Below are 17,729 nucleotides of genomic sequence, written 5' to 3'. Positions count from 1 at the left end.
TATGTTGTTTAGAGACATGTGGACATGGGGGAGATGGGATGGTAGCAGTTTCAGCCGGTACGGGACAGTTGATTACGGTTATCGTCATGGCCATAGCGCTCGGAATGGATGCTTTTTCACTGGGCATCGGCATTGGCCTTCGGGGAATCCGGCTGCTCGATATTTTGAAAATCAGCTTCGTCATCGGTCTGTTTCACGTTCTCATGCCACTGGTCGGCATGTATATGGGACATTACGTTGGCGAACTGCTTGGCAACGTCGCGACTTTATTGGGAGGCATGCTCCTGATTATGCTGGGAGCTCATATGATTTTCAGTTCATTCAAAAGTGGCGGGGACGCTCGCTCGTTCGATCACCGCAAGCTGGGAGGGCTATTGCTGTTCGCGCTTACCGTTAGCGTAGACTCGATGTCGGTAGGCGTGTCGCTCGGCATGTTCGCGACGGATCTTCTCTTTACGGTGCTGATGTTCGGGGCGGCAGGAGGGCTCATGTCCGTGTTCGGCCTGCTGCTCGGCCGAAGAGCGTCTTCTTGGATCGGCGAATATGGGGAGGCGCTGGGCGGCATTATTTTGCTGGCATTCGGCATCCGGTTTTTGATATAACATGCGGCTTGAGGTACAATAAAGGGCAAGGAGAAGGAAGCAAAACTCCTGCACAACCGACCGGTTCGCGAGACGGTCGGACACGCCATTTCCAGTAGGGGGAGATTCGGATGTACGAGCGTATTTTATTCGTTTGCACGGGCAATACGTGCCGCAGTCCGATGGCCGAAGGGATGTTCCGCCGTTTGGCGGAGCGGGAAGGCTTGCGCTGCGAAGCGCGGTCGGCCGGCGTATCCGCATGGGATGGCTCTCCAATATCCCGGCATTCGGCCGCTATTTTGCGTACCAAAGGGATCGATGACAGGCTTGCATCAAGTCAGATTACAGACGAGACGATCGCTTGGGCCGATTTGATTCTGACCATGACCTCCGCCCATAAGGAGGCGCTGATTCGCCGCTATCCGGCAGCCGTCGATATGATATATACGCTTAAAGAATTTGCCGAAGACGATCTGCAAGTGACGCAAGCCATTGGAGATAGACAGCGGCTATATTCGGACCTCCAGATCAAGCGTGCGCTGGGGCAGACGATTACGGAGGAGGAGCTGCGCGAGCTTCGCCAGACGGAAATCCGTATCCCGGATTTCGATGTTGCCGATCCTTACGGAGGCGACCGGCAAACCTACGAAAGCTGCTCCAACGAAATCGAAGCCTATTTGCTCAAGCTGGTTCGCAAACTGCGTTCCGAATGAAGCTGATCCGGACATTTTAGGGACAGCAAACTTCTTTACAGCGATAACCGAATGCGTTATGATGAGTATATCAATAAAGGTTCCGATGTAACTGGCGACAAGTGGAGATTACCACAATGGAGCATCGGGGTATACGGCCGGTCGCCTGGGCGAAAGAGCAGCAGCGTTTTCCGAATAGGGGACGTGTGCCGTGCTCTTTTTTTCATTATCCACGATTGCCAAGCATTGTCGATTGGTATGCAGTCAGGTTGGGCATTATGGAACGGAGGGAACAGGATTGAAGATCGCGATTGGTGCAGACCATGCGGGTTTTCGGTTAAAGGATGACATTATCCGCGCTCTGCAGGCGGAAGGCCATGTGGTGGAAGACTTCGGCTGTCATTGCGCCGATTCCATCGATTATCCCGACTATGCTCTTCCGGTATGCGAGCAGGTCGTGTCCGGCAAAGCGGACCGGGGCATCTTGATTTGCGGGACGGGAATCGGCATGTCGATCGCCGCCAACAAAATTCCCGGTATTCGCTGTGCGCTTGCCGGCGACCTGTTCTCGGCAAAAGCGACCCGTGAGCACAACGATTCGAACGTGCTGGCCCTGGGTGAACGCGTGGTCGGGCCGGGCGTTGCTCTGGAAATCGTTAAAGTATGGATAGAGACGGAGTTTTCGCAAGGGCCGCGGCATCAAGGCCGAATCGACAAGATCAAGCGTCTTGAAGACAAATACGGCGCCCGTTCTTAATTCGGGTGTATACGTATGGCAAGGGAGTGGCTTACCGTGATCGCAATGCGAGAAATCCACAGGCGTTATTATGAACAGCCGGAAGGATTGTCCGGTGGAGCGCCGGGCGGCGATTCTCCCGTCAACGTGCATCCGAATGATGAAACGAGTACTCCAGACCTCGATCGGATCCGTTCGGATGTCGAGCAGATCCTGCGCGAATTGGTTCAGTTCGGCCAAATTGGCCGCAGCCATATTGTCGTCATCGGGACAAGCACAAGCGAAGTGCTTGGTCACCGGATCGGTACGGCGGGGACGGAGGATGTCGCCGAACGGATTTTCCAGGCCGTAGAGGCGGTTCGCCGTGATGTAGGATTTTATCCCGCCTTTCAATGCTGCGAGCATTTGAATCGGGCGCTTGTGGTGGACCGGGAGCTGCTTGAACGGTACCCGCAGCTGGAAGAGGTTGCCGTCGTTCCCGTGAGAAAAGCGGGCGGATCGATGGCGGCTTATGCGTTCCGGCAGCTGAACGATGCGTGTGTCGTGGAGACGATTGCGGCTCACGCCGGATTGGACATCGGGGATACGTTCATCGGCATGCATCTGCGTCGGGTAGCCGTGCCGGCAAGGCCATCCGTGAGAACGATCGGTCACGCTCATGTGACGATGGCCTATACGCGTCCAAAGCTGATCGGCGGCGCACGGGCGGTGTATACCGTCGAGCAGGTCGCTGAATCAACGGACAGCTGCGAATGAAACAACTATAATAATGGATTATCCAAAACGGGAGGAACCGAACTTATGGAAAACTTACGTAAATCCGATCCGAAACTCGTGGAAGCTCTTGGCCTGGAATTAAACCGTCAACGGGATAAAATCGAATTGATCGCCTCCGAAAACTTTGTCAGCGAAGCGGTGCTCGAGGCGATGGGCACGGTACTGACCAATAAATATGCCGAAGGCTATCCGGGCAAACGTTATTACGGCGGCTGCGAGTATGTCGATATCGTCGAGGATATCGCTCGCGACCGGGCCAAGGAGCTGTTCGACGCCGAATATGTCAACGTTCAACCCCATTCCGGAGCCCAAGCGAACCTGGCCGTTTATTTGGCTGCTTTGAAGCCGGGCGACACGGTACTTGGCATGAATCTGGCCCACGGCGGCCATCTTACGCACGGAAGCCCGGTTAACGCATCCGGTATTTTGTACAATTTCGTCGCATACGGAGTCAGCGAAACGGATTCCCGTATCGATTACAATGAAGTGCGCAAAGCGGCCTTCAAGCATCGTCCGCGCATGATCGTTGCCGGCGCTAGCGCCTATCCGCGCACGATCGATTTCGAAGCACTCGCTTCGATCGCCAACGACGTAGGCGCCTTGTTCATGGTCGACATGGCGCACATCGCCGGTCTGGTCGCCGCAGGCCTGCACCCGAGCCCGGTGCCGCATGCGCATTTTGTGACGACGACGACGCACAAGACGCTGCGCGGACCGCGCGGCGGATTGATTATCGCCCGAAAGGCTTGGGGCGCGGCAATCGACAAGGCCGTGTTCCCGGGAACGCAAGGCGGTCCGCTGATGCACATCATTGCGGCAAAGGCCGTCGCCTTCGGAGAAGCGCTGCAGCCGGAGTTCAAGACTTATGCGCAAAAAGTGGTAAGCAATGCGAAAGCATTGTCCGAAGCGCTTCTGTCCGAAGGTCTCGACCTCGTGTCGGGCGGTACGGACAATCACTTGATGCTCGTCGATCTGCGCAACATTAATCTGACCGGTAAAGACGCGGAGCATCTGCTCGACGAAGTGGGCGTTACATGCAATAAGAACGCCATTCCGTTCGACCCGAACAAGCCGATGCTGACCAGCGGCGTGCGTCTCGGTACGCCTGCGGCTACAGCCCGCGGCATGGATGAGCAAGCGATGAAGACCATTGCCAAAATTATCGCGCTCACGCTGAAAAACCCGACCAATGAAGAAGCTCATAATCAAGCGCGCGGCTTGGTTAAAGAGTTGACCGCACAATTCCCGCTTTACCCGGGACTTTCTTACTAAAAGGTTTCAACCCATCCATAATTGTTCCAAGTCGCCTCCCGCATCGATCCGTCAGCGGGGGGCTTTTTTACGCGAAACCCGATGCCCGCATGCCGCAGCCGCACCCCTTTGAAAAGCGCAAACGCTGTCAAAAACATTCGTGCAACGCTGTTCGGACAATGATATAATAAACAGGGTTCGCCTTCAAAAGGGTTGCCGAGACCAGCCAATTTGGCTGAAAAGCTCGGCGTTTGTAATCGGGAGGAACGTTTATGAGCAAGGTTTTCGTGTGCGATCATCCGTTGATTCAACATAAGCTTACGTACATTCGGGATAAAAACACGAACACGAAAGATTTCCGGGAACTTGTCGACGAAGTGGCGACGTTGATGGCTTATGAGATTACGCGGGATATTCCGCTGGCGCCGTTTGAGGTCGAGACGCCGGTCCAGAGGGCGGAGTGCAAAGTCATCGCCGGACGTATGCTTGGGCTCATCCCCATCTTGCGCGCAGGTCTCGGCATGGTGGACGGCATCTTGAAGCTGCTTCCCGCTGCCAAGGTCGGCCATGTCGGCTTGTACCGCGATCCGGATACACTTCAGCCGGTGGAGTATTATGTAAAGCTGCCGACCGACGTTCAAGAGCGGGAGCTGATCGTCATCGATCCGATGTTGGCGACCGGGGGTTCGGCAAACGCCGCGATCGACGTGTTGAAAAAAAGGGATTGCAGCCAAATTAAGCTGATGTGCCTCATTGCCGCTCCGGAAGGAATAGCAGCCGTTCAGGAGGCTCATCCAGACGTGGATATTTACGTTGCGGCGGTCGACGAATATTTGAATGATCACGGATATATCGTGCCTGGACTGGGAGACGCCGGAGACCGGCTGTTCGGGACAAAGTAAAGACACAATCATACTGGGTAAAGGGGGCTGGCCGATGAGCCGCATTAAGGTAATGACCGTATTCGGTACCAGACCGGAAGCGATTAAGATGGCTCCGCTCGTACTGGAGTTGAACAAACGCCAGGAACAGATTGAATCGATCGTATGCGTGACCGCTCAACATCGGGAAATGCTCGATTCGGTACTTGATATTTTTCAAATCAAACCCGACTACGATCTGAATGTAATGAAGCAAGGGCAAACGCTGAACGAAGTGGCCATTCGCGTCCTGCAAGGCTTGGAGCCGGTTCTCCGCGAGGCGAAACCCGATATTGTGCTCGTTCACGGCGACACCGGAACGACGTTTCTAGCCAGCTTCGCCGCTTTCATGCAGAAGATTGCCGTAGGCCACGTCGAAGCGGGTCTGCGTACCTGGAATAAGATGTCCCCGTTTCCGGAGGAAATGAACCGGCAGTTGACCGGGGTTCTGGCGGACATGCATTTCGCTCCGACAGACTGGTCGGCAGGGAATTTACGCCAGGAAAATAAGGCGGAATCGACGATTTACGTAACCGGGAATACGATTACCGACGTTATGCAATACTTGGTAAAGGACGAGTATACGCATCCGATGCTTGACTGGGCGAAAGGACGCAGGCTTGTGCTCGTCACGGCGCACCGGTCGGAATCGATCGGAGAACCCCACCGTCGTGTGTTCCGGGCCATTCGCCGCATTGCCGACGAATTCGAGGATATCGCCATTGTGTATCCGGTTCATTTGAATCCGGGGGTCAAGGGCCCTGCATATGAGCTGCTGGGCGGACACGAGCGGATTCAATTGATTGATCCGCTTGATGTAACCGATCTTTACAACTTCTACCCGCATACGCATCTCATCTTGACCGACTCCGGGGGAATCCAGGAGGAAGCTCCTTCGTTCGGCGTGCCTACGCTCGTGCTGCGCGACACCACAGAGCGTCCGGAAGGCGTGCAGACTGGCGTGCTGGAGCTGGTCGGCACGGACGAGCAGCTTGTGTATGAGCGGGCGAAGACGCTTCTGAGCGACTCCGAGGCTTATCGGCGTATGAGTCAGGCGGCGAATCCTTATGGGGACGGGCATTCCTCGGAGCGGATCGTCGATTCGATTTTGCACCGTTTCGGGCTGCTCGATCATCCGCCGGAACCATATCGCGCGTAATCGATAAACAGGATGGCAAACCAAACAGCACTACTGTACGGTGTTTGGTTTGCAAAATCCCGGAGCCGTTGGAGCACAAGGATTTTTTACTATCCTGTTCACACAATGTTTGATATTATATCAATTGACAAACAAGACAATGCTTCGATACAATAATTGAGGATTAACAGGAGACATGTATGCAAAAACGAAAATCCGACAATAATCCATGGAGAGCAGCAGGAATGGCTGGAGCCGTTGGAGTTGACTTGGCTCTCTGTATTGTGTTGGGTTATTATGCGGGCAAGTGGGTTAGCGTCCAGATGGACAATCAGCCCATTTACATCGCAATCGGGGCATTGGTCGGTCTGTTTGTAGGCATATTAAGCGTCATTCTGTTAATTCGGTATTATGTAAAGGATTCCAAATGAACGATCTCGCAGGCTTTCTGAAAACGATATCTAGAAGCTCCCTAGTACTGTTCGCAGCCGGTTTGGTGCTATGGAGCGTGTTGCCGACTTACCGCCCTTATGTGGCCGGTTTGCTGCTTGGCATGCTCGCAAGTTACGTCAATGTGATGTATCTGGGCATGAAGACTCGACAATTGGCTGATCTTGCCGCGCAAAGAGGCGAGAGAAAGCGGTTCAATCTCGGTTTCTTGACCCGAGCGGCGATGGCGATTCTAGCCGTCATGCTCGCGTATAAATCCGAGCAATTCGAACTGGTTACCACGATTATCGGTTTGTTTTACGGACAAGCGGCTTTGTTTATAACTGCTGCGGTCGCTTTTTTCAGGAAATCGACGTGAGTCGCCAACAACTTACTGGAAAGGGGTGAAAACATTCGATGCATGATTTTCCCGTGTTAAAGCTGGGCATCTTCAACATTGACATATCGTCCTTTTTGGCGATTACCGTTTCGTTTATTGTTGTTTTGGTCCTAGCTCGCCTGGCTGTGCGAAATTTGTCGGTCGATAATCCGTCCAAGCTGCAAAACTTCATGGAATGGGTTGTCGAATTTGTCCACAATTTGACGGCCAGCACCATGCCGCTTAAAGAAGCGAGAAAGTACTTGTCGCTCGGGCTGACCATTATTTTGTTCATTTTCGTTTCGAACCTTCTCGGCTTGCCGTTCGGGATCGTAACGGAACATGAGCACGGACTGAAGCTTTTCGGACAACAGATCGAAGGTCATGAGTTCGCTTGGTGGAAATCTCCTACGGCCGACTTATCGGTGACTAGCGGCTTGGCGATCGTGGTCTTTTTCCTGATTCACTATTTGGGTATCAAAAACAATACCAAACACTACTTCAAGCATTACTTGGAGCCGTTCTGGTTCTTCCTGCCGCTCAACCTGATCAAAGTATTCTCCAAGCCGCTGACGCTGGCTCTTCGTCTATTCGCAAACATTTTTGCGGGCGAGGTGCTGATCGCTACGATCTTGATGGCGGGTGTCTGGGGAACGCCGCTTCTATTGGCTTGGCAGGGATTCAGTTTGTTCGTCGGCGCGATTCAGGCTTTCCTGTTCACGATCCTGACGATGGTTTACATTTCCGAATCGACGGTGCACGAAGAGCAACACTAATCATCTTGGCGCCGCACAGATTGCCGGTATTCAATCCCTTGCAAATTTAAGGGTTGGGATATAAAAGAATTAACAAATACTCTATATCGAGGAAACAATTTAAGGAGGACTTTACAATGACTTTTTTGGCAGCAGCATTAGCAATCGGCTTGGGCGCTTTGGGCGCTGGTATCGGTAACGGTCTGATCGTCAGCAAAACCGTTGAAGGGATCGCTCGTCAACCGGAACTCAGAGGCACGTTGCAAACGACTATGTTTATCGGCGTTGGTATCGTAGAAGTAGTACCGATCATCGGGGTAGTATTGGGCTTCCTGCTGTATTTCGGCGCGTAAGGAATAGTTTGGGTTAGGCGGGGAAGGCCCTATGCCGTCCGCGCCTTCGTTTTGTCAGAGCCCATTCATCACCAATTCGAACTACAGCTTATAGAAGGGAGTGACCTGTTATGGCATGGCATTGGGAGTCATTCGTCTATGCGATCGTCGCATTCACCGTCCTGTATATCTTGCTGAACAAATATGCGTTCGGACCGCTTTTCGGCATTATGGAAAAGCGCAGACAGCAGGTTCTGGACCAAATGAAATCGGCCGAGCAAAACCGCGCGGAAGCTTCGCGTTTGCTGGAAGATCAGAAGAAAGCGATCCAGGATACTCGCAAAGAAGCTTACGAGCTGATCGAGCAAGCCCGGGTAACGAGCGTTCGCCAAGCGGACGACATTATTCAACAAGCTAAAGAAGAATCCGTTCGTATTAAGAACGATGCTTTGAAAGATATCGAAAGCGAGAAAAACAAAGCCATTATCGCCCTGCGCAGCCAAGTTAGCGCATTGTCGGTTATGATCGCTTCCAAAATCGTCGAGAAGCAAGTCGATGAGAAGTCTCAGGAAGAGTTGATCAACCATTACCTGAAAGAGGTAGGGGGCAAAGTATGAGCAAGGAATCGATCGTAGCGAAACGGTACGCCAAAGCGTTGTTCGAGGTTGCCCGGGAACGCGGCAAAATCGCCGACGTGGAGCGCGAGCTCCAAGCGATTGCCGATGCGCTGAGTGCGAATCCGGACTACGTCAAGCTGCTCGAGCATCCAAACATTAGCGCCGCCAGTAAAACGGAGATGCTGAAGCAAGCTTTTGGAGCGAGCGTATCCGAGGAAGTGTTCAACACGCTGCAATTGCTCGTACAACGGGGAAGAGAATCGATCTTGCTCGATCTTGTTTCCCAGTATTCTTTGGTTGCAAATGACGCGTTGGGAGAAGCCCTAGCGAAAGTATATACGCCGCTGCCGCTTACGGCGGAAGAGTCCGACAAGATTTCTACCGCGTTCGGGCAAGTGACAGGCAAGAAAATCCGCATTGAAAGCTTTGTGGAACCCGCACTGCTGGGCGGACTGCAAGTCCGGATCGGCGACCGTTTGTACGACGGCAGCTTGTCCGGCAAGCTGGAAAGAATCGAAAAAGCGTTGGTACAAGCTTAAAGCTAATGTTAGGGGTGAGATTCGTTGAGTATCAGACCTGAAGAAATCAGCACGCTGCTCAAGCAGCAAATCGAGCAATATAAATCGGATATCCAAGTGTACGATGTCGGTACGGTCATTTACATCGGTGACGGTATTGCGCGTGCGCACGGTCTGCAAAACTGCATGGCCGGCGAACTCCTGGAGTTTTCGAACGGCATTATCGGCATGGCGCTCAACCTTGAGGAAGACAATGTCGGTATCGTTATCATGGGTCCTTACACGGATATCCGTGAAGGGGACCAAGTCAAACGGACCGGTCGGATCATGCAAGTACCGGTAGGGGAAGCGCTCCTCGGCCGCGTCGTTAATCCGCTCGGTCAACCGGTAGACGGCAAGGGTCCGATCGAAACGACGGAATTCCGTCCGGTAGAATCGCAAGCCCCGGGCGTTATCGACCGGAAATCCGTTCACGAGCCGATGCAAACCGGTATCAAAGCGATCGATGCGATGGTTCCGATCGGCCGCGGACAACGCGAATTGATCATCGGCGACCGTCAAACGGGTAAAACGTCGATCGCCATCGACACGATCATCAACCAAAAAGGCAGCGGCGTGCTTTGCATCTACGTCGCAATCGGTCAAAAGCAATCGACTGTGGCCAACGTCGTAGAAACGCTTCGCCGCAACGGCGCTCTCGATTATACGATCGTTGTAACGGCCGGCGCTTCCGAGCCTTCCCCACTGTTGTTCCTGGCTCCTTACGCAGGCGTGGCAATGGGCGAATACTTCATGTTCAACGGCAAGCATGCGCTCATCATCTATGATGACTTGACGAAGCAAGCTGCCGCTTACCGCGAGCTTTCCTTGCTGCTCCGTCGTCCTCCGGGCCGCGAAGCTTACCCGGGCGACGTATTCTATTTGCACTCCCGTTTGCTGGAGCGCGCTGCCAAGCTCAGCGACGCACTCGGCGGCGGTTCGTTGACCGCTTTGCCTTTCATTGAAACCCAGGCGAGTGACGTATCCGCCTATATTCCTACGAACGTGATCTCGATCACGGACGGACAAATCTTCCTGGAGTCCGATTTGTTCAACTCGGGTCAACGTCCGGCGATCAACGTCGGTATTTCCGTATCCCGTGTCGGCGGCTCCGCGCAAATCAAAGCGATGAAAAAAGTCGCTTCCTCCTTGAAGCTTGACCTTGCCCAGTATCGGGAACTCGCGGCATTCGCCCAGTTCGGCTCCGACTTGGATAAGAGCACGCTTGCCCGCTTGAACCGCGGACAACGCACGCTGGAAATATTGAAACAGGGCAACAACCAGCCAATGCCGGTCGAGAAGCAAGTCGTATCGATCTACACGGCGGTCAAAGGCTTCCTGGACGATATCCCGGTACAAGACGTGCTTCGCTTCGACCGCGAGTTCTTGGCTTATGTCGATGCCAACTACGGCAACGTATACGCAAACATCCGCGAGACGAAGGATCTGACCGCCGACAACGAGAAAGCTCTCGTCGAAGCGATCGAGAAGTTCAAAAAAGGTTTTGCTGTATCGGCACAATAAGACGACTTCCGCTTGAGCGGCCCTTCCAGGCCGCACAAGCGCGTTCATAGAACGTTATGCTTACGAAGTTAGCTTTTGCGTTGCAAAAGCTCAGTTATGCTTACGAAGTAAACTTTCCCTTCGGGAAAGTTCTGAGGTGGTGAAAGCATGGCAAAAGGTATGCGCGAAATTAAAAGGCAAGTCAAAAGCACGCAAAACATGAAGCAGATCACGAAAGCGATGGAAATGGTCGCCGCTTCCAAGCTGAGAAGAGCGCAGGAAGCTGCTCAGTCTGCCAGACCGTACGCGGAGAAAATCCAGGAAGTCGTATCGAGTATCGCAGCAGGCTCGAAAGGGACGAAAAACCCCATTCTCGTGTCTCGCCCGATCCGGAAAACCGGCTATTTGGTTATTACATCAGACCGTGGATTGGCCGGTGGCTACAACTCCAACCTGCTTCGTAAATTGATGATTACGATTCGCGAGAAGCATAAATCGAAGGACGAATACGCTGTGTTTGTCGTCGGACGGAAAGGTCGCGACTTTTTGAAGAAGCGCGGTATTCCTGTCATCGGCGAAGTAACGGGCATTTCGGATTCGCCTAAGTTCGGCGATATCAAGGAGCTTGCTTCATCCGCCGTTCGCAATTATGTAGACGGCAAGTATGACGAGCTGTATATCGTTTATAACAAGTTTCACAGCGCTATATCGCAGGAGCCGGTACTGAATCGTCTGCTGCCTCTTTCTATGACAGAGGGCGGGCAGGTGGCCGATTACGAGTACGAGCCGTCGCCGGAAGAAGTGCTGGACGTACTTTTGCCGAAATACGCCGAGACGCTGGTGTTCAGCGCACTGCTCGAAGCGAAAGCAAGCGAGTTCGGCGCGAAGATGACGGCCATGGGCAACGCTACGCGCAATGCGACAGAGATGATCGCCCGCTATTCGCTGATGTACAACCGTGCCCGTCAGGCGTCCATCACGCAGGAAATTTCGGAAATCGTAGCCGGCGCCAACGCGCAGGGCTAATCAGGAACTTAGTCATGCTTACGAAGTGAGTTTTTCTTTACGGAAAGCTCTTAGGAGGGAAAAGAATGAACAAAGGACGCGTTTTGCAGGTAATGGGACCTGTCGTCGACATCGAGTTCGAAAAAGGTCACCTTCCTGAAATCTTAAATGCGGTCAAAATTGAATCCAAACCGCAAAACCCGAACGAGCCTGCTATCAGCCTGACGGTTGAAGTAGCGGTTCATTTGGGCGACAGCGTAGCGCGCTGCGTGGCCATGTCTTCCACGGACGGTCTGGTTCGCGGCACGGAAGCTGTTGACTCTGGCAAACCGATCAGTGTTCCTGTCGGCAGCGCAACGCTGGGTCGCGTATTTAACGTATTGGGCGAGCCGATCGATAATGCAGGCGACGTAGGCGCTCCTCAAAAAGACCCGATTCACCGTCAAGCTCCCGCTTTCGAAGATTTGTCGGTTCAAGCGGAAGTACTGGAAACGGGAATCAAGGTCGTCGACCTGCTTGCTCCTTATGCCAAGGGCGGTAAGATCGGTCTGTTCGGCGGCGCGGGCGTAGGTAAAACCGTATTGATTCAGGAATTGATTAACAATATCGCTCAGGAGCATGGTGGTATCTCCGTTTTTGCCGGCGTTGGGGAAAGAACCCGCGAAGGTAATGACTTGTACCATGAAATGAAAGACTCCGGCGTTATTTCCAAGACGGCAATGGTATTCGGACAAATGAACGAACCGCCGGGCGCGCGTCTTCGCGTAGCTTTGACCGGGTTGACGATGGCCGAGTATTTCCGCGACAACGAAGGCAAAGACGTTCTTCTGTTCGTCGACAATATTTTCCGCTTTACCCAAGCCGGTTCCGAAGTATCCGCCCTGCTGGGCCGGATGCCTTCCGCGGTAGGTTACCAGCCGACGCTGGCAACCGAAATGGGTCAGCTGCAAGAACGTATTACCTCGACGAAAAAAGGTTCGGTTACTTCGATCCAAGCCATCTACGTTCCGGCGGACGACTATACGGACCCGGCTCCGGCAACGACATTTGCCCACTTGGATGCAACGACCAACTTGGAGCGTAAAATTTCCGAGATGGGGATTTATCCGGCGGTTGACCCGCTCGCTTCCAGCTCGCGGATTCTGGCTCCGGATATTGTCGGAGAAGAGCATTACAATGTCGCTCAAGGCGTGAAGAAGATTCTTCAGCGCTACAAAGAGCTTCAAGATATTATCGCAATTCTGGGTATGGACGAGTTGTCCGATGACGATAAAGTTATCGTATTGCGCGCCCGTAAAATCCAACGGTTCTTGTCCCAGGCGTTCCACGTTGCCGAGCAGTTCAACGGTTTCCCGGGCCAATACGTGCCGGTTAAAGAAACGGTTCGCAGCTTTAAGGAAATTTTGGAAGGTAAGCATGACGACCTTCCGGAAGCGGCGTTCCTGTTCGTCGGCACCATCGAAGAAGCAGTGGAAAAAGCCAAATCGATGCAATAATCCGGTTAACCGTGCCATGCCGATGCTTACGGGGGACTTGTCCGGTACACGCTTGCCGGAAGTTGTACGGCCGGAGGCATCGGTTCGGCACACGATGAAGCTTTCGGAATCGAAAGCTCTCAGGAGGAATTTGCGTGAGTACTTTTCTATTGGAAGTAGTGACACCCGAGCGGAAAGTATACGCTGAGGATGTCGACATGATCGTCGTAAAAGGCGTTTCCGGGGAGTTGGGGATTCTTCCGAACCATATCCCGTTGGTAACGCCGCTCAAAATCGCACCGGTCACCATCAAAAGAGGCAAAGCAAACGATCTGATTGCAGTAAACGGCGGCTTTATGGAAGTGCGCAAAGATAAGGTCGTCATTTTGGCGGAATCTGCTGAACTTCCGGAGCACATCGACGTGGATCGCGCCCGTGCGGCCAAAGATCGTGCCGAGAATCGTCTGAATATGGCGAAGAAGGACGAAATTGATTTCCGTCGTGCCGAATTGGCGCTGCAACGGGCGATGAATCGTCTGGATACTTTGCAAAAGAAGTAAATATGCGAAGCAGAGGAGTAAGTTCCTTTGCTTTTTTTGTTGTTTAAGGCATCAGGTATGTATGAAATGGATGCCGTTCCCAAATAATAAGACAGCTTATAGAAGGCCGCGGCTTTTTAGACCGATTAAGGACAAATATCCTTGAATAGACGTCCATAGTCGTTTTTGTTATAATGTGTGGGTAATATTAGTAGTTATTCGAGGTTCCATCTAAAAAACTCATAAGCTATGGAAAGCGGGAGGCGATGGAATGGCATTGTACAGCAACAATTACGTTTTTGTGGCGATCTTTATCGCGCTTGGTATTTTGTTGCCGATCGTTGCGTTGACGTTGGGGAGATGGCTGCGGCCGAACAAACCGACGGAAGAGAAGCAAACAACCTATGAAAGCGGTAACGAGGCCGTCGGCGAAAGCCATGTCCGATTCAATATCCGCTATTATTTGTTTGCTTTGATGTTTGTTATTTTCGATGTGGAAACCGTATTCCTTTACCCGTGGGCGGTCGCCTACGATTTTCTCGGACTGTTCGCTTTGGTCGAGATGCTGATTTTCGTCGCGTTGTTGGTCGTGGGACTACTATACGCCTGGAAAAAGAAGGTGCTGCAATGGAGCTCAATCTAGAGTCGATATCGCCCGAAGAAAGGCAGGAGCTGGAGCGCAATGTGCTGACCACATCGCTCGACCAGATCAAAGCGTGGGCCCGCAGCAGCTCGTTATGGCCGCTGACGTTCGGTCTTGCTTGCTGCGCCATCGAGATGATGGGTACGGGCGGAGCGCATTACGATTTTGACCGGTTCGGGGTTATATTTCGCACCTCGCCACGGCAATCCGACGTGATGATCGTAGCCGGTACGGTAACGAAGAAGATGGCTCCGCTGCTGCGCCGCTTGTACGAGCAGATGCCTGAGCCGAAATGGGTCGTGGCCATGGGCTCGTGCGCGACAGCCGGCGGTCCTTATATCAAGTCGTATGCGGTGGTCAAAGGCGTCGATCAGATCGTACCGGTCGATATATACATCCCGGGCTGCCCGCCTAATCCGGCTGCGCTCATTTACGGGATCAACAAACTGCAAGAGAAAATTCGTTACGAGGCGAAAACCGGAAAGAGGGTGACGAACGCTTGAGCGATGAAAACGAAGATCGCAAACAAGAAAGCGTAACCACTTCCACTTCTGGCGAGTTAAAGAAAGTGCCTGAAGAAGATGGGGAAGCCCTTTCCGCTGCCAAGCCGGAGCGGAAGCCTCGCGCGACCGCCGCTGAAGCGGTCTCGGACGGACAAGGCCCGACCGACGAGGAGAAGGAAGCGAAGGCCAAAGCCGCTGCGGAAGCCCGGGCTGCCCGAGCCGCTGCGCGCGCTCAGAAGACCGGTGAAGATGCCGGCGGAGAACCGCCGGCGCCGAAACCTCCATCGCCCAACCAGCCGCGGCTGGATCGAATCGTCCAGCTGATCAAGGAACAGGTAGGGGAAGATGCGATTGTCGGGTCTTTTATCAACGAGCGGGACCGGGACCTGCCAACGCTGGAGATCCAAAGCGGACGTTGGCTGGACGTAGCCCGGTTTGTGCGGACTCACGAAGAGCTGGATTTGAGCTACTTGAGCAATTTAAGTGGAGTCGATTACGAAACGCATATGGAAACCGTTTACTACATCGTTTCATTGAATAAAAACCATTCCTACTGCTTCAAGGTCAAGACGAACCGGGAAGAGCCTTCGATTCCATCGGTAACGCCCGTATGGGCGACGGCCAACTGGAATGAGCGGGAAGTGTATGACCTGCTCGGCATTGACTTTCCGGGCCATCCGGATTTGCGCCGCATCATGATGCCGGACGACTGGGTCGGTCATCCGCTTCGCAAAGATTATGAACCGATTGATCCGGAGGTGTAACCTTTGATTCGGACCGAAGAACTGCTGCTTAACGTCGGCCCCCAGCATCCGAGCACGCACGGCGTTTTCCGCGTAATCGTCAAGCTGGATGGCGAGGTCATCACCGAAGCGCAGCCTGTCATCGGCTATTTGCACCGGGGGACGGAGAAGCTTGCGGAAGATTTGAGCTACATGCAGATCATTCCTTATACAGACCGGATGGATTACGTTTCGGCGATGACGAACAATTATGTGCTCTGTCATGCCGTCGAAACGATGATGCAGCTGGAAATACCGGAGCGCGCGCAATATTTGCGTCTGATCGTCATGGAGCTGCAGCGTGTGGCGAGTCACCTTGTCTGGTGGGGCACCTACCTACTTGATATCGGAGCGATTAGCCCGTTTTTGTTTGCTTTTAAAGACAGGGAAATTATTATCGATCTGTTCAACGAACTTTGCGGGGCTCGGTTGACCTACAACTATATGCGGGTTGGCGGCGTGAAGTGGGACGCCCCGGAAGGCTGGATCGAGAAAGTGCGGAAGTTTGTCCCCCATATGCGCGAGCAGTTGAAAGTGTATGACGATCTGGTAAGCGGCAACGAGATTTTCCTGGCGCGTATCAAGGGAATCGGCAAATATACGGCTCAGGAAGCGATCGACTACGGATTAAGCGGAGCCAATCTGCGCTGCACCGGCGTGAAATGGGACTTGCGCAAAAGTCAACCTTACGGCATATACGATCGATTCGACTTCGACGTGCCGGTCGGACAGAATGGAGACTGCTACGACCGTTATTTGGTTCGTCTCGAAGAACTGCGCCAGTCTCTGCGTATACTGGAACAGGCGGTGGAGCAATTTCCGGAAGGGGACATTATGGGCAAAGCGCCCAGAGTCATTCGCCCGCCGGAGGGAGAGACGTACGTTCGCATCGAGTCGCCGCGCGGCGAGATCGGATGCCACATCGTATCCAAAGGCAAAGATAAGCCGTACCGTCTGAAATTCCGACGTCCGTCTTTTGTTAATTTGCAAATTTTACCGAAGCTGCTTGTCGGACAACCGATGGCCAATATGATTACGATATTGGGCGGGATCGACATCGTACTCGGGGAGGTCGACTGCTGATGCTCGACTTATTGTCCAAACCGTTGACGTGGGCCAGCTTCGGCATCATGTTCGCCCTGGCCGTGCTGTTCTTGCTGCTGATCCTCGGTTATGTAACGTATGCGATTTATTTCGAACGCAAGGTGCTTGGCTGGATGCAATTCCGTCACGGACCTACCCGGACCGGGCCGCTCGGGCTGCTGCAGACGGTCGCCGACGTGCTTAAACTGCTGATCAAAGAAGATACGATTCCGAAGAAGGCGGACCGCGAGCTGTTTATTTTGGCGCCTGCGCTTACCTTCGTGCCGGCGTTTGCCGTACTGGCTACTTTTCCGTTTACGAAAACGTGGCAGTTTGCCGATCTGAATGTCGGGTTGCTTTACTATGCCGCGCTGTCCAGCATTTCCACGATCGGCATCGTGCTTGGCGGCTGGGCGTCCAACAACAAATATTCGCTGCTTGGCGGCATGCGCTCCGCAGCCCAGATGATCAGCTACGAAATTCCGCTTGTCATGTCGATGGTAGGCGTTATTTTGATGAGCGGGAGCCTGAATTTGCGCAAGATCGTCGAAGCGCAGGGCAACTGGTTCTGGGAATGGAATTTTATTCCACAGATTATCGGGTTCGTCGTGTTCGTGATCGCCTCCGTATCTGAGCTGAATCGGACGCCGTTCGACTTGCCCGAGGCGGAATCGGAGCTGGTCGCCGGCTATCATGTCGAGTACAGCGGTTTTCGCTTCGCTTTCTTTATGCTATCGGAGTACGTATATACGTTTGCCATTGCCGCATTGACTACGGTTTTGTTTCTTGGGGGCTGGCATGCGCCTTTTCCGTTCCTGGACTTCATACCGGGCATTCTGTGGTTTTTGATCAAAATGTCGTTTTGCGTGTTCTTCATGTTCTGGCTGCGCGCCACGCTGCCTCGCGTACGCGTCGACCAACTGATGGGCATAGGCTGGAAAGTACTGCTGCCGTTGGCGCTGGTGAACATTTTTCTGACGGCGATCGTGAAGGAAATATTGCGCTAATGAAACCCGACAGGATTGGAGGGAA

22 protein-coding genes and 1 riboswitch are annotated in these 17,729 nt (G+C 53.2%); all 22 genes read left to right on the top strand.

Going from position 1 to position 17,729, the window contains the following annotated elements:
- Positions 1-38: 38 nt before the first annotated feature.
- The 22 genes from ABD796_RS33035 to nuoH all read left to right on the top strand — a co-directional run bounded on the left by ABD796_RS33035 (position 39) and on the right by nuoH (position 17,704).
- Positions 39-602: a manganese efflux pump MntP gene (locus tag ABD796_RS33035; protein WP_344916561.1), complete on the top strand. Its 564-nt coding sequence runs from the start codon at positions 39-41 to the stop codon at positions 600-602.
- Between the two features lie 110 nt (positions 603-712).
- Entirely contained in the window at positions 713-1,294 is a 582-nt protein-coding gene (locus ABD796_RS33030; protein ID WP_344916559.1) for a low molecular weight protein arginine phosphatase, read from the top strand.
- A 77-nt stretch (positions 1,295-1,371) separates the two neighbouring features.
- Positions 1,372-1,452, top strand: a riboswitch (ZMP/ZTP riboswitch).
- A gap of 119 nt (positions 1,453-1,571) precedes the next feature.
- Complete coding sequence (gene rpiB / locus ABD796_RS33025; protein ID WP_344916557.1) at positions 1,572-2,030, top strand: ribose 5-phosphate isomerase B; 459 nt, start codon at positions 1,572-1,574, stop codon at positions 2,028-2,030.
- A 45-nt stretch (positions 2,031-2,075) separates the two neighbouring features.
- Entirely contained in the window at positions 2,076-2,765 is a 690-nt protein-coding gene (locus tag ABD796_RS33020) for a TIGR01440 family protein (RefSeq protein ID WP_344916617.1), read from the top strand.
- A gap of 45 nt (positions 2,766-2,810) precedes the next feature.
- A complete protein-coding gene (gene glyA / locus ABD796_RS33015) occupies positions 2,811-4,058 on the top strand; it encodes a serine hydroxymethyltransferase (RefSeq protein WP_344916555.1) in 1,248 nt (415 codons plus the stop codon).
- Between the two features lie 251 nt (positions 4,059-4,309).
- Positions 4,310-4,939, top strand: coding sequence for a uracil phosphoribosyltransferase (gene upp, locus ABD796_RS33010; protein ID WP_344916552.1), 630 nt, complete (start codon positions 4,310-4,312; stop codon positions 4,937-4,939).
- Between the two features lie 34 nt (positions 4,940-4,973).
- On the top strand, positions 4,974-6,116 hold the full coding sequence (gene wecB, locus ABD796_RS33005) for a non-hydrolyzing UDP-N-acetylglucosamine 2-epimerase (protein ID WP_344916549.1): 1,143 nt from the start codon (positions 4,974-4,976) through the stop codon (positions 6,114-6,116).
- Between the two features lie 179 nt (positions 6,117-6,295).
- Positions 6,296-6,526: an AtpZ/AtpI family protein gene (locus tag ABD796_RS33000; RefSeq protein WP_344916546.1), complete on the top strand. Its 231-nt coding sequence runs from the start codon at positions 6,296-6,298 to the stop codon at positions 6,524-6,526.
- The gene (locus tag ABD796_RS32995) at positions 6,523-6,903 is read left to right on the top strand and encodes an ATP synthase subunit I (protein WP_344916544.1); all 381 of its coding nucleotides are present in this window, start codon (positions 6,523-6,525) and stop codon (positions 6,901-6,903) included. Before ABD796_RS33000 ends, ABD796_RS32995 begins: the two co-directional genes overlap by 4 nt.
- Positions 6,904-6,941: 38 nt before the next feature.
- Positions 6,942-7,679 (top strand): F0F1 ATP synthase subunit A, encoded by a 738-nt coding sequence (atpB, locus tag ABD796_RS32990; RefSeq protein WP_344916541.1) that lies wholly within the window; start codon positions 6,942-6,944, stop codon positions 7,677-7,679.
- Positions 7,680-7,795: 116 nt separating this feature from the next.
- A complete protein-coding gene (atpE, locus tag ABD796_RS32985; protein ID WP_139603779.1) occupies positions 7,796-8,011 on the top strand; it encodes a F0F1 ATP synthase subunit C in 216 nt (71 codons plus the stop codon).
- A gap of 110 nt (positions 8,012-8,121) precedes the next feature.
- A complete protein-coding gene (gene atpF / locus ABD796_RS32980; RefSeq protein WP_344916538.1) occupies positions 8,122-8,607 on the top strand; it encodes a F0F1 ATP synthase subunit B in 486 nt (161 codons plus the stop codon).
- Positions 8,604-9,146 carry a F0F1 ATP synthase subunit delta gene (locus ABD796_RS32975; protein ID WP_344916536.1) on the top strand — a complete coding sequence of 181 codons (543 nt, stop codon included), beginning with the start codon at positions 8,604-8,606 and terminating at the stop codon, positions 9,144-9,146. Before atpF ends, ABD796_RS32975 begins: the two co-directional genes overlap by 4 nt.
- Before the next feature lie 24 nt (positions 9,147-9,170).
- Complete coding sequence (gene atpA, locus ABD796_RS32970; RefSeq protein ID WP_344916534.1) at positions 9,171-10,688, top strand: F0F1 ATP synthase subunit alpha; 1,518 nt, start codon at positions 9,171-9,173, stop codon at positions 10,686-10,688.
- Positions 10,689-10,835: 147 nt separating this feature from the next.
- Positions 10,836-11,693, top strand: a complete 858-nt coding sequence (gene atpG / locus ABD796_RS32965) for an ATP synthase F1 subunit gamma (RefSeq protein ID WP_344916532.1) — start codon at positions 10,836-10,838, stop codon at positions 11,691-11,693.
- A gap of 65 nt (positions 11,694-11,758) precedes the next feature.
- Entirely contained in the window at positions 11,759-13,168 is a 1,410-nt protein-coding gene (gene atpD / locus ABD796_RS32960) for a F0F1 ATP synthase subunit beta (protein ID WP_344916530.1), read from the top strand.
- Positions 13,169-13,302: 134 nt separating this feature from the next.
- The gene (locus tag ABD796_RS32955; RefSeq protein ID WP_344916528.1) at positions 13,303-13,707 is read left to right on the top strand and encodes a F0F1 ATP synthase subunit epsilon; all 405 of its coding nucleotides are present in this window, start codon (positions 13,303-13,305) and stop codon (positions 13,705-13,707) included.
- Positions 13,708-13,957: 250 nt separating this feature from the next.
- The gene (locus tag ABD796_RS32950) at positions 13,958-14,329 is read left to right on the top strand and encodes an NADH-quinone oxidoreductase subunit A (protein WP_344916526.1); all 372 of its coding nucleotides are present in this window, start codon (positions 13,958-13,960) and stop codon (positions 14,327-14,329) included.
- Positions 14,314-14,832 carry a NuoB/complex I 20 kDa subunit family protein gene (locus ABD796_RS32945; protein WP_344916524.1) on the top strand — a complete coding sequence of 173 codons (519 nt, stop codon included), beginning with the start codon at positions 14,314-14,316 and terminating at the stop codon, positions 14,830-14,832. Before ABD796_RS32950 ends, ABD796_RS32945 begins: the two co-directional genes overlap by 16 nt.
- Positions 14,829-15,596, top strand: a complete 768-nt coding sequence (locus tag ABD796_RS32940; RefSeq protein WP_344916522.1) for an NADH-quinone oxidoreductase subunit C — start codon at positions 14,829-14,831, stop codon at positions 15,594-15,596. Before ABD796_RS32945 ends, ABD796_RS32940 begins: the two co-directional genes overlap by 4 nt.
- Positions 15,597-15,599: 3 nt before the next feature.
- Entirely contained in the window at positions 15,600-16,697 is a 1,098-nt protein-coding gene (locus ABD796_RS32935; protein ID WP_344916520.1) for an NADH-quinone oxidoreductase subunit D, read from the top strand.
- Entirely contained in the window at positions 16,697-17,704 is a 1,008-nt protein-coding gene (gene nuoH, locus ABD796_RS32930) for an NADH-quinone oxidoreductase subunit NuoH (protein ID WP_344916518.1), read from the top strand. The genes ABD796_RS32935 and nuoH overlap by 1 nt, the downstream gene beginning before the upstream one ends.
- The last annotated feature ends 25 nt before the right edge of the window (positions 17,705-17,729 follow it).

The organism is Paenibacillus hodogayensis (assembly GCF_039536325.1).
In the GTDB taxonomy this organism is placed as follows: Bacteria; Bacillota; Bacilli; order Paenibacillales; family NBRC-103111; genus Paenibacillus_AB; species Paenibacillus_AB hodogayensis.
Note: the sequence above shows the minus strand (reverse complement) of the source record. Positions and strands in the feature narration are given on the sequence as shown.

Coding starts and splice junctions, on each gene's coding strand:
- ABD796_RS33035 (WP_344916561.1), top strand. CDS start 39: ATGGTAGCAGTTTCAGCCGGTACGGGACAGTTGATTACGGTTATCGTC.
- ABD796_RS33030 (WP_344916559.1), top strand. CDS start 713: ATGTACGAGCGTATTTTATTCGTTTGCACGGGCAATACGTGCCGCAGT.
- ABD796_RS33020 (WP_344916617.1), top strand. CDS start 2,076: ATGCGAGAAATCCACAGGCGTTATTATGAACAGCCGGAAGGATTGTCC.
- glyA (WP_344916555.1), top strand. CDS start 2,811: ATGGAAAACTTACGTAAATCCGATCCGAAACTCGTGGAAGCTCTTGGC.
- upp (WP_344916552.1), top strand. CDS start 4,310: ATGAGCAAGGTTTTCGTGTGCGATCATCCGTTGATTCAACATAAGCTT.
- wecB (WP_344916549.1), top strand. CDS start 4,974: ATGAGCCGCATTAAGGTAATGACCGTATTCGGTACCAGACCGGAAGCG.
- ABD796_RS33000 (WP_344916546.1), top strand. CDS start 6,296: ATGCAAAAACGAAAATCCGACAATAATCCATGGAGAGCAGCAGGAATG.
- ABD796_RS32995 (WP_344916544.1), top strand. CDS start 6,523: ATGAACGATCTCGCAGGCTTTCTGAAAACGATATCTAGAAGCTCCCTA.
- atpB (WP_344916541.1), top strand. CDS start 6,942: ATGCATGATTTTCCCGTGTTAAAGCTGGGCATCTTCAACATTGACATA.
- atpE (WP_139603779.1), top strand. CDS start 7,796: ATGACTTTTTTGGCAGCAGCATTAGCAATCGGCTTGGGCGCTTTGGGC.
- atpF (WP_344916538.1), top strand. CDS start 8,122: ATGGCATGGCATTGGGAGTCATTCGTCTATGCGATCGTCGCATTCACC.
- ABD796_RS32975 (WP_344916536.1), top strand. CDS start 8,604: ATGAGCAAGGAATCGATCGTAGCGAAACGGTACGCCAAAGCGTTGTTC.
- atpG (WP_344916532.1), top strand. CDS start 10,836: ATGGCAAAAGGTATGCGCGAAATTAAAAGGCAAGTCAAAAGCACGCAA.
- atpD (WP_344916530.1), top strand. CDS start 11,759: ATGAACAAAGGACGCGTTTTGCAGGTAATGGGACCTGTCGTCGACATC.
- ABD796_RS32950 (WP_344916526.1), top strand. CDS start 13,958: ATGGCATTGTACAGCAACAATTACGTTTTTGTGGCGATCTTTATCGCG.
- ABD796_RS32945 (WP_344916524.1), top strand. CDS start 14,314: ATGGAGCTCAATCTAGAGTCGATATCGCCCGAAGAAAGGCAGGAGCTG.
- nuoH (WP_344916518.1), top strand. CDS start 16,697: ATGCTCGACTTATTGTCCAAACCGTTGACGTGGGCCAGCTTCGGCATC.